This window comes from Pseudomonas sp. NFR09 (assembly GCF_900111535.1).
Taxonomy (GTDB): Bacteria; Pseudomonadota; Gammaproteobacteria; order Pseudomonadales; family Pseudomonadaceae; genus Aquipseudomonas; species Aquipseudomonas extremorientalis.
This window is the reverse complement of the sequence record NZ_FOIH01000016.1, coordinates 54,908-67,709: the sequence shown is the minus strand read 5'-3', so window position 1 is coordinate 67,709 and position 12,802 is coordinate 54,908. Positions and strand designations below refer to the sequence as shown.

Below are 12,802 nucleotides of genomic sequence, written 5' to 3'. Positions count from 1 at the left end.
TACCTGTTTTTCTGATGTGCCGCCATCGGAGGCAAGCCCCCTCCCACATTAGGATCGCCACTGTATTGAGGGTCGGTATTTGCCATAATGCCCCCGCTTTCACACTAATAGGCCCGATATGCAGGAAAACGCCCACATCCCCGTCAAAGATACCGCCCCCACTGGCACCCAGACCCTGTTGCGCGGCCTGGGCGTGGTGCAGGCCGTGGCGGCGGGTGCGCGGGATCTGAAAGAGATCGCCAAGCGCATCGGCACCACTCGCAGCACCACTCACCGCCTGGCCAGTTGCCTGGTGGAGGAGCGTTACCTGCGCGTGGTGCCGCAAGTGGGTTACCTGTTGGGGCCGAAGTTGATCGAACTGGGGTTCCAGGCGCGCGAAGAGCTGCCACTGGTGACCCTGGCCATTCCGTATCTGGATGAGCTGTCGGCGCTGACCGGTGACACCATCCACCTGGCCATCCGTGAATACGACGATGTGCTCTACCTGCACAAGAACCCCGGCCGCAATGGCCCGGAAATGCGCTCGCGGGTCGGCCACCGCATGCCGCTGGCGCGGACCGGGATCGGCAAGGCATTGCTGCTGGATGACACGGTGGAGGAGTGGCAGCGCCTGTACGACGTCAGCCTGCCGGCGGGTGGGAAAAGCCTGCAATGGCCGCAGCACCCGGAACAATCCTGGGCGCAGTTCGAGCAGCGCATGCGTGAATACGTGGTGGGTGGGTATGCGTTCGACCTGGAAGACAACGAACCGTCGATCCGCTGCGTAGCGGCACCGGTGCGCGATGCCAGCCGGCGCATCGTCGCCGGCATCAGCATCGCCAGTACCGTGCCCTACATGCCGCTGGAGAAAATGGCCGAGCTGATCCCCGTGGTCAAACAGGTCGCAGCCCGGCTGTCGGCGGAGTTGGGCGCTAAGGCCTGATCAGGCCTTCAAGGTCGCCATGTCGATGACAAAACGGTACTTCACATCGCCGGCGATCATGCGGCTGTAGGCTTCGTTGATATGTCGGATGTCGAGCATTTCGATGTCGCAGGTGATGTTGTGCTCGGCGCAGAAATCCAGGACTTCCTGGGTTTCGGCAATGCCACCGATCAAGGAACCGGCCAGCACTTTACGGCCCAGCACCAGCTTGGCGGCGTTGACGGGCGGGTCGACCGGTTCGATCAGACCCACCAGGATATGCACGCCGTCAAAGCGCAGCACGTCGAGGTAAGGGTTCAGGTCGTGCTGCACCGGGATGGTGTCCAGCAGGAAGTCGAAACTGCCGGCGGCGGCGTTCATCTGCTCGGTATCGGTGGACACGATCACATGGTCGGCCCCCTGGCGACGACCTTCCTCAGCCTTGCTCGCCGAGCGGGTGAACAATGTCACTTCCGCACCCATCGCCTTGGCGAACTTGATGCCCATATGGCCCAGGCCACCCATGCCCAGCACGCCGACCTTATCGCCGGCCTTTACGCCGTAGTGCTTGAGCGGCGAGTAAGTGGTGATGCCGGCGCACAGGATCGGTGCCGCGCTGGCCAGGTCGAGCTTGGCCGGGATCTTCACCACGAAGTGTTCGCTGACCACGATGCTGTCCGAGTAACCGCCCATGGTGTTGCTGCCGTCTACGCGGTCCGGGGTGGCGTAGGTCATGGTCGGGCCTTCGAGGCAGTATTGCTCAAGGTCCGATTTGCAGGCGTCGCAGTGACGGCACGAGTCGACCATGCAGCCGACGCCGACCAGGTCGCCGACTTGGTGCGCGGTGACATTGGCACCAACGGCAGTGACCTTGCCGACAATCTCGTGGCCCGGCATCAGCGGGTATACGGCGATGCCCCATTCGTTGCGAGCCTGGTGGATGTCGGAGTGGCAGACGCCGCAGTAGAGGATCTCGATGGCCACGTCATCGGCGCGCGGGCTGCGGCGCTGGAAGGACATGGGGGCGAGGGGAGTGGTGGCCGACTGGGCGGCATAACCGATGGCGGTATACATGGGGAAACCTCGCAAAAGCCTGGACTGTAGAGGTGGCGCATTCTGCGCGCCGACCCTGGGAGCGAACATGGCAAATGCTCCGAGTCTCATGCCTATTCGTCCGGGAGTGCCCCTGGTTTGGATCCATTGGCCGCCAGACCTGCGATGATGTTCTCATCCCTTATTCGCGAAGTTTTTTGCCATGTTGTTGACCCGCCATCTCGATGCCAACGCCACCTTGGTTGCCTTGATTGAGGGGCTTACGCCCTGCGACGGTTTCTCCCCGACCCACCTGCCCGGTGTGCAAGTGCTGCGCGCCAGTTGTGACGTGGCACGCGGGCCGCAGATCTATGAGCCAAGCCTGATGTTCGTGGCCCAAGGCAGCAAAGTCGCCTACCTGGGGCCGCGCACGCTGGAGTATGGCGCCGGGCATTACCTGATCCAGGCCATGCCGGTGCCGTTCGAGTGCGAGACGTTTGCCATGGGCTCCGATGCGCCGTTGTATGGCGTCACGGTGGGCATTGACCGCGTGGTCTTGGGCGAATTGGTGATGGCCATGGGCATTCAGGCCGGGCCGCCGCCCACGGCGCAGACGCTGGAGTCGATGAGTTCGGTGATGCTCGATGATGCGATGCGCGGTGCCGTCGAACGGCTATTGGAGTGTCTGCACGATCCGCTGGAAAGCCGGATCATGGGGCCGGCGCGGGTCCGGGAAGTGTTGTTCACCGCTTTACGAGGTCCGCAAGCGGATGTATTGCGGGCGCTGGTGGAACAGCAGGGGCAGTTTTCGCGCATCGCCACGTCGTTGAATCACCTGCATGCCCATTACGCCGAGCCGCTGAATATCGAGACGCTGGCGGGGTATGCGCACATGAGTGCGTCGACCTTTCATGAGCACTTCAAGCGCTGCACGTTGTTGTCGCCGGTGCAGTACCTGAAGCGTTTGCGTCTGCTCAAGGCCCAGCAGTTGCTGCTGGTGGACGGCATGGGCGTGGCGCAGGCGGCGCATAGCGTGGGGTATCAGAGTACGTCGCAGTTCAGTCGGGAATATAAACGCTATTTCCTGCGTAATCCCGGCGAAGAGCGCGCAGCATAAAAAAGGCTCCCATTTGGGAGCCTTTTTGTTCGAGCTGCGAGCTTACATATTCGGGTAAGTCGGCCCACCCGCGCCTTCCGGCGTAACCCAGGTGATGTTCTGCGAAGGGTCCTTGATGTCACAGGTCTTGCAGTGCACGCAGTTCTGGGCGTTGATCTGGAAGCGCTTCTCGCCGTCTTCCTGGGTGATCACTTCATACACGCCGGCCGGGCAGTAGCGCTGCGCCGGTTCATCGTAGAGCGGCAGGTTGGTGCCGATCGGGATGCTCGCGTCTTTCAACTTCAAGTGGCACGGCTGTTCTTCTTCATGGTTGGTACCGGAGATGAACACCGAGCTCAGCTTGTCGAAGCTCAGCTTGCCGTCGGGTTTCGGGTAGTCGATCTTCTTGCTGTCCTTGGCCAGCTTGAGGCAGGCGTAGTCCGGCTTGGTGTCGTGCAGGGTGAACGGCATCTTGCCGCCCAGGATGTTCTGGTCGAACCAGTTGAAACCGGCACCGATGATCGGGCCGAACTTGTGCATCGCCGGGCCGAAGTTGCGGCTGGCGAACAGTTCTTCGTAGAGCCAGCTGGACTTGAAGCTGTCGACGTAAGCGGTCAGTTCATCACCGCCTTCGGATTCGGCAAACAGGCGGTCGGCCACGGCGTCGGCGGCAAGCATGCCGGACTTCATCGCGGTGTGGCTGCCCTTGATCTTGGCGAAGTTCAGAGTGCCGAGGTCGCAACCGATCAGCGCGCCGCCCTTGAAGACCATCTTCGGCAGCGAGTTCAGGCCGCCTTTGCAGATGGCACGGGCGCCGTAGCTGATGCGCTTGCCGCCTTCGAGGTACTGGGCCAGCACCGGATGGTGCTTGAGGCGCTGGAACTCATCGAACGGCGACAGGAAGGTGTTGCTGTAGGACAGGTCGACGATCAGGCCGACCACCACCTGGTTGTTTTCCAGGTGATAGAGGAACGAGCCGCCGGTGTTCTCGGCGCTCATGATGTCCAGCGGCCAGCCGGCGGTGTGCACCACCAGGCCAGGCTGGTGCCTGGCCGGGTCGATTTCCCAGATTTCCTTGAGGCCGATGCCGTAGTGCTGGGCGTCGGCGTCGCTGTCCAGGTTGAAGCGCTGGATCAGTTGCTTGCCGATGTGGCCACGGCAACCTTCGGCGAACAGCGTGTACTTGCCACGCAGCTCCATGCCTGGGGTGTAGACGCCTTCCTTTGGGTTGCCCTCGCGGTCGACGCCGAGGTCACCGGTGATGATGCCGCGCACCACGCCGTTTTCGTCGAACAGCGCTTCCTGGGCGGCGAAGCCTGGGTAGACTTCCACGCCCAGGTTCTCGGCCTGCTGGGCCAGCCAGCGGCACAGGTTGCCCAGGGAAATGATGTAGTTGCCTTCGTTGTGCATGGTCTTGGGCACAAAGAAGTCAGGGACCTTGGTGGAGGCTTCGGGGCTGCGCAGTACATAGATGTCATCGCGCACCACCGGAGTGTTGAGCGGCGCACCGAGTGCTTTCCAGTCCGGGAACAGTTCGTTCAGGGCGCGGGGTTCGAACACGGCACCGGAGAGGATATGCGCGCCGACTTCGGAGCCTTTCTCGACCACGCAGACGCTGATTTCCTTACCGGCTTCGGCGGCCTTCTGCTTCAGGCGGCAGGCGGCAGACAGTCCCGCCGGGCCAGCGCCGACGATGACCACGTCGAATTCCATGTATTCGCGTTCCACAGGCTATCTCCTACTCAAGGCTCAACAGGCTTTTTTTTCTAATGGTGGAGGTTCGGTGTTGTCTTGCTGCAACGGCAAGACCCACCTTTCTCTCTAGGTGGCGCATTATATCTACACCACTGGCAGCGTCCAATACAAACGTTTGTTTGAATTGCCCGCAGGCTAGATAAATCACAGTGGTGCGGCTTATGACTGGCTATTTTGCCGTATTGACCAGAATAGGCGTTCCGGTCAATATACGGTCGGTTTTGCGCTTACCGTAGGCAGACAGCAGGTTTCAAGAGCACGTCCAAAAGCAAGACAGGTGACGCGTGCCCAACCATTGGCGCGCAGTTTACACGCTGCGATAAAGAATGACCTCTCAGTCACCCCTGACGAACGGTCATCATTTCCCGTGAGCAAGGTCGCCGCCTGCGTTTTTGGAGGTGCCCTTGTGTGCCGATGAGCATCAACCGCCAGGTTCGCCTAGGCGACTTTCTTTTCACCGGAGAGTAACGAGGAATCCATGAAGGTTCTTGTAGCTGTCAAACGCGTTGTCGATTACAACGTGAAAGTTCGCGTCAAGGCGGACAATTCCGGCGTCGACCTCGCTAACGTCAAGATGTCGATGAACCCGTTCTGCGAAATCGCCGTGGAAGAAGCCGTACGCCTGAAAGAGAAAGGCGTGGCGACTGAAATCGTCGTGGTTTCCATCGGTCCTGCCACTGCTCAAGAGCAGCTGCGTACCGCCCTGGCACTGGGCGCCGACCGAGCCATCCTGGTCGAGTCCGCTGAAGAGCTGACCTCCCTCGCCGTGGCCAAGCTGCTCAAAGCCGTTGTCGACAAGGAACAGCCTCAGCTGGTTATCCTCGGCAAACAGGCCATCGACAGCGACAACAACCAGACTGGCCAGATGCTGGCTGCGCTGACCGGTTACGGCCAGGGCACCTTCGCCTCCAAAGTCGAAGTGAGCGGCGACAGCGTGGCTGTCACCCGTGAAATCGACGGCGGCGCGCAGACCGTTTCTTTGAAACTGCCGGCCATCGTCACCACCGACCTGCGTTTGAACGAGCCGCGCTACGCGTCCCTGCCAAACATCATGAAAGCCAAGAAGAAGCCGCTTGAGTCGCTGACTCCGGAAGCTTTGGGCGTTTCCACCGCTTCCACCAACAAGACCGTCAAAGTTGAAGCACCGGCTGCACGCAGCGCGGGCATCAAGGTCAAGTCGGTGGCTGAACTGGTCGAGAAACTGAAAAACGAAGCGAAGGTAATCTAACCATGACTATCTTGGTAATCGCAGAACACGACAACAAAGTGCTGGCCCCGGCCACCCTGAACACCGTGGCTGCCGCTGCGAAAATCGGTGGTGATATCCACGTATTGGTTGCGGGCCAGGGCGCTGGCGCGGTGGCTGAAGCCGCTGCGAAAGTCGCTGGCGTGAGCAAAGTACTGGTCGCCGACAACGCGGCCTACGCTCACCAACTGCCGGAAAACGTTGCGCCCCTGGTTGCAGAGCTTGGCGCTGGCTACAGCCACATCCTGGCTGCCGCCACCTCCAACGGCAAAAACATCCTGCCACGCGTTGCCGCGCAGCTGGACGTTGACCAGATCTCCGAGATCATCTCGGTCGAAAGCGCCGACACCTTCAAGCGCCCGATCTATGCCGGTAACGCTATCGCTACCGTACAGTCCAACGCTTCGGTCAAAGTCATCACCGTGCGTGCCACCGGTTTCGACCCGGTTGCCGCTGAAGGTGGTTCGGCTGCCGTTGAAGCCGTCGCCGCTGCCCACGACGCTGGCACCTCCAGCTTTGTAGGCGAAGAGCTGGCCAAGTCGGACCGTCCTGAGCTGACCGCTGCCAAGATCGTCGTTTCCGGCGGCCGTGGCATGCAGAACGGTGACAACTTCAAGCACCTGTACGCCCTGGCCGACAAGCTGGGCGCTGCGGTCGGCGCTTCCCGCGCGGCCGTCGACGCAGGTTTCGTACCCAACGACATGCAGGTCGGCCAGACCGGCAAGATCGTTGCGCCACAGCTGTACATCGCCGTCGGTATCTCTGGCGCGATCCAGCACTTGGCCGGTATGAAGGACTCCAAAGTGATCGTTGCGATCAACAAGGACGAAGAAGCACCGATCTTCCAGGTGGCTGATTACGGCCTGGTGGCGGACTTGTTCGAAGCCGTCCCTGAGTTGGAGAAGCTGGTCTAATCCAGTCGCTTCACTTATAAAGAGCCCGGTCCTAGTGACCGGGCTTTTTTTTGACTTGCTGGAGACACACGCCATGGAATTGCGCCCCTGGGCTGTACTGCTGGGCCTCACACTGCTGCCGAGCCTGGCGCTGGCCGCCGGCAAATGCGACCGCCTGGTGATCACCGGCAGCCCGGACGCGCCGCCCCTGCTCTGGCGTGACCCGCAAGACCCCACGCACCTGATCGGCGCCACCGCCGACGTGCTGCAACAGGTGGGCAAGGACCTCGGGTTGAAAATCGACCTGCTCTATGGCGGCAAACGCCCGCAGGCCCTGGATGAGGTGCGCAGCGGGCGCATGGATATCCTCGCCGATGCGCCGCTGAACCTGGGCGAGCTGGAAACCCTCGACTACATCCACCCGGCCCTGGTGCAGCTCGACTACCTGGTGTGGACGCGCAAGGATTCAGCGCTGGTCTACACCACGGCGGCCGACCTGCACGGGCACAAAGGCGCGGTGTCGGAACGTGCGCGCTTGAGTGCCGCCTTCGAGACCTTCGCCGGCCAGCAATTGAGCCTGCAACGCCTGCCGTCCCTGACACCGGCGTTCCAGAAGCTGCTGCTGGGAGAGGTCGACTATGTCCTCGCGGGACGCTATTCCGGCATGGCGATGGCGCAGACCCTGGGCATGAGCAACGACCTGATCGCCCGTGACGTGCCCGTCGATCAGCCGGGCCTGTACCTGGCGATTTCCCACAACTCGGCCTGCAACGATCCGTGGTTGCGCGGACAGCTCGCCAAAAAGATGACAGAATTGCCCGAGTCTGGTGTGACGGAAGCCGCGTTGCAGCGCAATCTGGAACGTTGGAAAGCGCAATTGCAACAACCCGTCGGCACCCCAATAAAGTAGGGATTTTCAGTGACTCTTCGACCTCTTTTCGCGGCCCTCGCCGTTGTCGCTCTGGCGGGATGTGCAGCTGATCCTGCGCCGAATGAACAAATTCGCCTCACCCAGCAAGCCCTGGAGCAAGCCAGCGCCGTTGGCGCCAACCCTGATGAATCGCCCGAACTGAAACTGGCCGAAGAGAAATTCGCCCGGGCCAAGTCGAGCATGGCTGACCAGTCCTACAAAAATGCACGCATGCGCTTTGAGCAAGCCGAGTTGGACGCGCGGCTGGCAGAAGCCAAAGTGTTGACCCGCAAGAGCCAGGAGCAGTTGAACGTGCTCAACACCCGCATCACTCGCCTGCGCAAGCAACTGCAGTTGGGGGACGCCCAATGAGCCCGATGATCCGTGGTTTGAGCTGTGCGCTGCTGTTGGGCACTGCTGTATTGGGCGGTTGTGCCAGCCATCCCGACAGCGAACAGGCCCTGCAACAGGCCGGGAATGATTTCCAGAAGGTCAAGGAAGACGCCAATGTGTTGCGCTTTGCACCCAAGGACGTGATCCGCGCCGGTGAGTCCCTGGCCCGTGCCGACCGCTTGTCCAGCTACTGGGGCAGCGGTGCCGACGTGGTGCATTACGCCTATTTGAGCCAGCGCTATAGCGCCATTGCCCGCGAACACACCGAACAGGCGCTCAACCAGGAGCGCGGCGCCAAGCTCGAACTGGAGCGCCAGCGCCTGCAACTGGCCTTGCGCGAAAGCAAGCTGAGCAGCGTGCAGCAGCAGGGCAAATGGCTTGAAGAACAGATCGCCAGCCTGACCACCACCCAGACCGATCGTGGCCTGGTAATGACCCTGGGCGATGTGCTGTTCGACACCGGTGATGCCGAGCTGAAGAACTCGGCCAACCGTACAGTGCTCAAGATCGTGCAGTTCTTGCAACTGAACCCCAAGCGTGTGGTGCGTATCGAGGGCTACGCCGATAACACCGGCGGCGAGCAGGAAAACCTCAAACTGTCCCGCGACCGCGCGCAGTCGGTGGCTGATGTGCTGGTCGACCTGGGCATCGACGAAAAACGCATCCAGGTGCAAGGGTATGGCGACCAGTACCCGGTGGAGGCCAATGCCTCCGAGCGGGGCAGGGCGCAGAACCGTCGCGTTGAAATCGTCTTCTCTGACGAAAAAGGCCAACTGGGCGCTGCCCGGTAGTAGCCTGGAGCAGCTCTGAATGTGGGAGGGGGCTTGCCCCCGATAGCGGTGCATCAGTCAGCAAATCTGTCGCTGACCCACCGTCATCGGGGGCAAGCCCCCTCCCACATTTTTTGGTGTGCACCCTCACAGTTTTTACTGTCACTCCAACGCGCGCTCGACTATTGTGGCAACTGTCCCCGTACACTTCTAAACTGTGCCGGTATGTTTCACACAAAAATAAAATACCCGTGAAATCGAGTGCTGCGTCATGACCAATCTGTTGCTTTACCAACGTATCGCCCAGCAACTGGCTGAAGATATCCGGCGCGGTGTCTATCAACCGGGCGAGCGCGTGCCTTCGGTGCGCAAGATGAGTTCGCAGTTGAATGTCAGCCACGCGACGGTGTTGCAGGCCTATGCCAACCTGGAAGACCAGGGGCTGATCCGGGCGCGGCCACAGTCCGGTTATTACGTGCACCAGACGCCAGCACTCACGGCGCCGACGCCGGATATTGCACGGGTCGAGCGCCCTGGGTTGGTCACCCGCAGCAGCATCATTCAACAGGTATTGGGCGAGTCGCGTCGCGAGGGAGTGTTTCCGTTGGGCGCCGCGGTGCCGAGCGTGGACTACCTGCCTGTACGCGCGCTGCACCAGCAACTGGCCAAGGTCACGCGCTTCCAGAGCCCACGGGCGTTCAGCTACATGTTCAGCCCCGGTTTCGAACCGCTGCGCCGCCAAGTGGCGATCCGCATGCGCGATGCGGGCGTGGTGGTGGACCCGTCCGAAGTGGTGATCACCCACGGTTGTGTCGACGCGTTGCAGATGTCCCTGCGGGTGCTGACGCGGCCAGGCGACCTGATAGCCGCTGAATCGCCGACCTATTACGGTTTGCTGCAACTGGCCGATCTGTTGGGCCTCAAGGTCATCGAGATTCCCAGCGACCCGTCCACCGGCATGAGCCTGGAGGCCCTGCAGCTGGCGGCCAACCAATGGTCGATCAAGGCCCTGGTGCTGACCACGCGCCTGAGCAACCCGCTGGGCGGCACGATGCCCGAGGAACGACAGAAACAGTTACTGCGCCTGGCCTCGGACTTCGACATCCAGATTGTCGAGGACGATATCTACGGCGAGCTGATGTTCGAACTGGGCCGCACCAAGGCGCTGAAAGCCTATGACCGCCTGGATCGGGTCATCTATTGTTCGAGCTTTTCCAAGACGCTGTCCCCCGGTGTGCGCATTGGCTGGATGATCGCCGGCAAGTACCAGCAGGAGATCCAGCGCCTGCAGATGTTCAGCACCCACTCCGCGTGCAGTGTCACACAGATGGGCGTTGCGGCTTACCTGGAAAATGGCGGCTACGACCGGCATCTGCGTTACATCCGCCAGGAGTACCGCAAGAACCTCAGCGCCTTTCAACTGGCCGTGCAGCAGTATTTCCCGGAAGGCACTCAGATGACCCGTCCGACGGGCGGCTTCATCCTGTGGGTCAGTTTGCCTGGAAGGGTCAATACCCAGGAACTGCACGTGCGCGCACTGCAACAGGGCATCAGTATTGCGCCGGGGCTGATCTTCAGTAACACGGAGCAGTTCAATCACTGTATTCGCCTTAACTGCGGCACCCCGTGGAACCGCGAGGCAGAGCGGGCGCTGATGACGTTGGGGATGCTGGCCAGCCAGTTATGCCAGGAAACGGCAGCAGGACTGTGACGCTCGGAAAGGGGACAAATCCTATAGCGCGCTGATCACCGTGCTTGTCATGCCGCGCACAACAAGCGAGCATATGGCCCTCTGCCGTTAATGCTGTAGGCGATATGACCTGTATTTTTCGCGCTGTTCTGGTAATTGGCCTGTTAAGCCTGTGCAACGTCGGCACAGCGCTGGCGGCAGCCCCTGTGAGCGAAACCAGGCCCGCCGCCAGTAACGAGCAGAAGACCCCCGCGAAAAAACCGGCTCCCGAAAAAAAAGCGCCAGCGGTGAAGAAACCCACCGCCGCCGCCAAAAAACGTGCAGCCAGCAAGTCCAAGGCATCTCGCGAAGTGACGCAGACACAATTGCCACCGGCACAGTTGGACCTGTCCTTGCCGTCGGATATGGTCAGGCACTTGCAACCTATCGGCACCATGCCCAAACCCAAAAGTGTGCCCTTGCTGCCGCCAATGTTCGGTGAGAAGCCCGCCGACAACAGCGCCTTCCAGATCAACGGCCGCCTGCTCAGCAACGAAATGCAGCTGCAACTGCGCAACGAAGAACGACGCGAAGTGGAAGGCGCCGCGCTGGAGTTCGAGTTCAAGCAGTAAACTTTTCCCGCAAACGTGACGCGTGCCCTCGACCATCTGTCGCAGACTGGTCAGTCACTTTTGTTTTCTGCGAAAAACCCCTGTTAACCCATTTTAAAACGGCTGTTTTAGGGCGTACTCTAGCCCCGCCATCCACATTGAGTCGTCGAGGACTTGCTGGTCATGAATTGCCGTGAAGGCTGTGGCGCTTGCTGCATCGCCCCCTCCATCAGTTCGCCATTACCGGGCATGCCACAAGGCAAGCCCGCCGGCGAACGCTGCTTGCACCTGTCGGTCGAACAACTATGCCTGCTGTTCGGCCAGCCGGAGCGACCGGCGGTGTGCAGTGATTTCAAGGCAGATCTCGAGGTCTGCGGCACCGACCAGGCCGATGCGATCCGCTTGATCGGCTGGTGGGAGCAGATGACGGCGGCTTGATGGGCTTTACTATCGGAACTTCAACAATAAGGAATACAACAATGGGTTCGCTGAAACGAATGGCTGTGTTGTGCGGTTTTACAGTGTTGTTTGCTGCCACCGCCCAGGCTGAGGATTGGCAAGTCGCCAAGGACGAAGACGGTATCAAGGTGTCCCTGAGCGAAATTGCCGGCTCCAAGTACAAGGCGTATCGCGGGGTCACCACGATCAAGGCGCCGGTGGCCAAGATTGTCGCGCTGCAGGAAGACGTTGCCGGTGCGTGCGCCTGGATCCACGAATGCAAGTCCCAGAAACTGGTCGACAAGAAGGGCGACGAGAGCTGGACCTACACCCAATTCAAAGCGCCGTTCCCTGTGACGGATCGTGACTCCTACCTGCATATCACCACGACCAAGGCCGCCGATGGCACGTTGACTCGTAAACTTGAAGGTGTCCCCACCTACAAGCCTGAAGAAAAAGGCTACGTGCGCGTCGCCCAGGTCGACGGCTTCTGGAAACTGGTGCCCAAAGGCGACAACCTGACCGAAGTCACCTACCAGGTGCACACCGAGCCAGGCGGCAGCGTGCCCTCGTGGTTGGCCAACAAGTTTGTGGTGGACGCCCCGTTCAACACCTTGAAAGCCTTGAAACAACACGCAGAAAAATAACTGCAGTTGATCCGGTGCCTCCGGCCTTGAGTGGAACGTTTGTCCAGCGCTCAAGGTCCAGATACGTGTAAGCCCACACATGGGTTTTATCGAGGAGGCACCGATGCAAACGTGGCAAATTACCTTCGTTGATGATCACGGCGTGCAGTCCGTGGAGCAGTTCACCTGCGAACACAAGCCCAGCCTCGAAGACGCTGCGCACATGATTCGCAACAAGCTGGTGCCCGTCGCCGCCAAACTGAACCTCAATGACCTGGAGGGCCGCAAGCCCGAGCCGACGGTCAAGATTCTCAAAGACCAGAACAGTATCCAGATCCTCGACATCTCTCCCGCCGCCTGAACATTCCCTGTAAGCCATCCAAGCGCCTCTGGTGGAGGTGATAGCTTCGCGCTACTCTGCAAACGAGATCAGCGAATGAATCGCTAGTTCTGGTCTTGTCA

The 12,802-nt window shown here is 60.6% G+C and carries 14 protein-coding genes; 12 read left to right on the top strand and 2 right to left on the bottom strand.

Going from position 1 to position 12,802, the window contains the following annotated elements:
* Positions 1–118: 118 nt before the first annotated feature.
* A complete protein-coding gene (locus BMX59_RS27975) occupies positions 119–922 on the top strand; it encodes an IclR family transcriptional regulator (protein WP_071491453.1) in 804 nt (267 codons plus the stop codon).
* Here the strand turns inward: BMX59_RS27975 and BMX59_RS27970 are convergent, their stop codons facing one another.
* On the bottom strand, positions 923–1,975 hold the full coding sequence (locus tag BMX59_RS27970; RefSeq protein ID WP_092242587.1) for an NAD(P)-dependent alcohol dehydrogenase: 1,053 nt from the start codon (positions 1,973–1,975) through the stop codon (positions 923–925). It lies immediately after the preceding gene.
* A gap of 181 nt (positions 1,976–2,156) precedes the next feature.
* Between BMX59_RS27970 and BMX59_RS27965 the strand changes: the two genes are divergently transcribed.
* Complete coding sequence (locus tag BMX59_RS27965) at positions 2,157–3,050, top strand: AraC family transcriptional regulator (protein WP_071491451.1); 894 nt, start codon at positions 2,157–2,159, stop codon at positions 3,048–3,050.
* 42 nt (positions 3,051–3,092) lie between these two features.
* Here the strand turns inward: BMX59_RS27965 and BMX59_RS27960 are convergent, their stop codons facing one another.
* Positions 3,093–4,757, bottom strand: a complete 1,665-nt coding sequence (locus tag BMX59_RS27960; protein WP_071491450.1) for an electron transfer flavoprotein-ubiquinone oxidoreductase — start codon at positions 4,755–4,757, stop codon at positions 3,093–3,095.
* Positions 4,758–5,262: 505 nt separating this feature from the next.
* Here BMX59_RS27960 and BMX59_RS27955 point away from each other — a divergent pair.
* From BMX59_RS27955 to BMX59_RS27910, 10 genes are all read left to right on the top strand, one after another.
* Positions 5,263–6,012, top strand: a complete 750-nt coding sequence (locus tag BMX59_RS27955) for an electron transfer flavoprotein subunit beta/FixA family protein (RefSeq protein WP_071491449.1) — start codon at positions 5,263–5,265, stop codon at positions 6,010–6,012.
* A gap of 2 nt (positions 6,013–6,014) precedes the next feature.
* Complete coding sequence (locus BMX59_RS27950; RefSeq protein ID WP_058427425.1) at positions 6,015–6,944, top strand: electron transfer flavoprotein subunit alpha/FixB family protein; 930 nt, start codon at positions 6,015–6,017, stop codon at positions 6,942–6,944.
* A 73-nt stretch (positions 6,945–7,017) separates the two neighbouring features.
* Positions 7,018–7,833: a substrate-binding periplasmic protein gene (locus BMX59_RS27945; RefSeq protein ID WP_093128112.1), complete on the top strand. Its 816-nt coding sequence runs from the start codon at positions 7,018–7,020 to the stop codon at positions 7,831–7,833.
* Between the two features lie 9 nt (positions 7,834–7,842).
* Positions 7,843–8,205: a DUF4398 domain-containing protein gene (locus BMX59_RS27940; RefSeq protein WP_092242594.1), complete on the top strand. Its 363-nt coding sequence runs from the start codon at positions 7,843–7,845 to the stop codon at positions 8,203–8,205.
* Complete coding sequence (locus BMX59_RS27935) at positions 8,202–9,017, top strand: OmpA family protein (protein ID WP_092242597.1); 816 nt, start codon at positions 8,202–8,204, stop codon at positions 9,015–9,017. The genes BMX59_RS27940 and BMX59_RS27935 overlap by 4 nt, the downstream gene beginning before the upstream one ends.
* A 250-nt stretch (positions 9,018–9,267) precedes the next feature.
* On the top strand, positions 9,268–10,707 hold the full coding sequence (locus BMX59_RS27930) for an aminotransferase-like domain-containing protein (RefSeq protein WP_015885400.1): 1,440 nt from the start codon (positions 9,268–9,270) through the stop codon (positions 10,705–10,707).
* 104 nt (positions 10,708–10,811) lie between these two features.
* Complete coding sequence (locus BMX59_RS27925; protein ID WP_093128110.1) at positions 10,812–11,297, top strand: translation initiation factor 2; 486 nt, start codon at positions 10,812–10,814, stop codon at positions 11,295–11,297.
* Between the two features lie 162 nt (positions 11,298–11,459).
* Positions 11,460–11,714 (top strand): YkgJ family cysteine cluster protein, encoded by a 255-nt coding sequence (locus tag BMX59_RS27920; protein ID WP_071491547.1) that lies wholly within the window; start codon positions 11,460–11,462, stop codon positions 11,712–11,714.
* A gap of 41 nt (positions 11,715–11,755) precedes the next feature.
* Positions 11,756–12,361, top strand: coding sequence for an START domain-containing protein (locus tag BMX59_RS27915; RefSeq protein WP_071491444.1), 606 nt, complete (start codon positions 11,756–11,758; stop codon positions 12,359–12,361).
* A 103-nt stretch (positions 12,362–12,464) separates the two neighbouring features.
* On the top strand, positions 12,465–12,701 hold the full coding sequence (locus BMX59_RS27910) for a hypothetical protein (RefSeq protein ID WP_092242608.1): 237 nt from the start codon (positions 12,465–12,467) through the stop codon (positions 12,699–12,701).
* The last annotated feature ends 101 nt before the right edge of the window (positions 12,702–12,802 follow it).

Bases quoted from the DNA above. Each gene is read 5' to 3' on its own strand.
- BMX59_RS27915 (WP_071491444.1), top strand. From the start codon at position 11,756: ATGGGTTCGCTGAAACGAATGGCTGTGTTGTGCGGTTTTACAGTGTTG.
- BMX59_RS27950 (WP_058427425.1), top strand. From the start codon at position 6,015: ATGACTATCTTGGTAATCGCAGAACACGACAACAAAGTGCTGGCCCCG.
- BMX59_RS27975 (WP_071491453.1), top strand. From the start codon at position 119: ATGCAGGAAAACGCCCACATCCCCGTCAAAGATACCGCCCCCACTGGC.
- BMX59_RS27970 (WP_092242587.1), bottom strand. From the start codon at position 1,975: ATGTATACCGCCATCGGTTATGCCGCCCAGTCGGCCACCACTCCCCTC.
- BMX59_RS27965 (WP_071491451.1), top strand. From the start codon at position 2,157: ATGTTGTTGACCCGCCATCTCGATGCCAACGCCACCTTGGTTGCCTTG.
- BMX59_RS27910 (WP_092242608.1), top strand. From the start codon at position 12,465: ATGCAAACGTGGCAAATTACCTTCGTTGATGATCACGGCGTGCAGTCC.
- BMX59_RS27930 (WP_015885400.1), top strand. From the start codon at position 9,268: ATGACCAATCTGTTGCTTTACCAACGTATCGCCCAGCAACTGGCTGAA.
- BMX59_RS27935 (WP_092242597.1), top strand. From the start codon at position 8,202: ATGAGCCCGATGATCCGTGGTTTGAGCTGTGCGCTGCTGTTGGGCACT.
- BMX59_RS27920 (WP_071491547.1), top strand. From the start codon at position 11,460: ATGAATTGCCGTGAAGGCTGTGGCGCTTGCTGCATCGCCCCCTCCATC.
- BMX59_RS27925 (WP_093128110.1), top strand. From the start codon at position 10,812: ATGACCTGTATTTTTCGCGCTGTTCTGGTAATTGGCCTGTTAAGCCTG.
- BMX59_RS27955 (WP_071491449.1), top strand. From the start codon at position 5,263: ATGAAGGTTCTTGTAGCTGTCAAACGCGTTGTCGATTACAACGTGAAA.
- BMX59_RS27945 (WP_093128112.1), top strand. From the start codon at position 7,018: ATGGAATTGCGCCCCTGGGCTGTACTGCTGGGCCTCACACTGCTGCCG.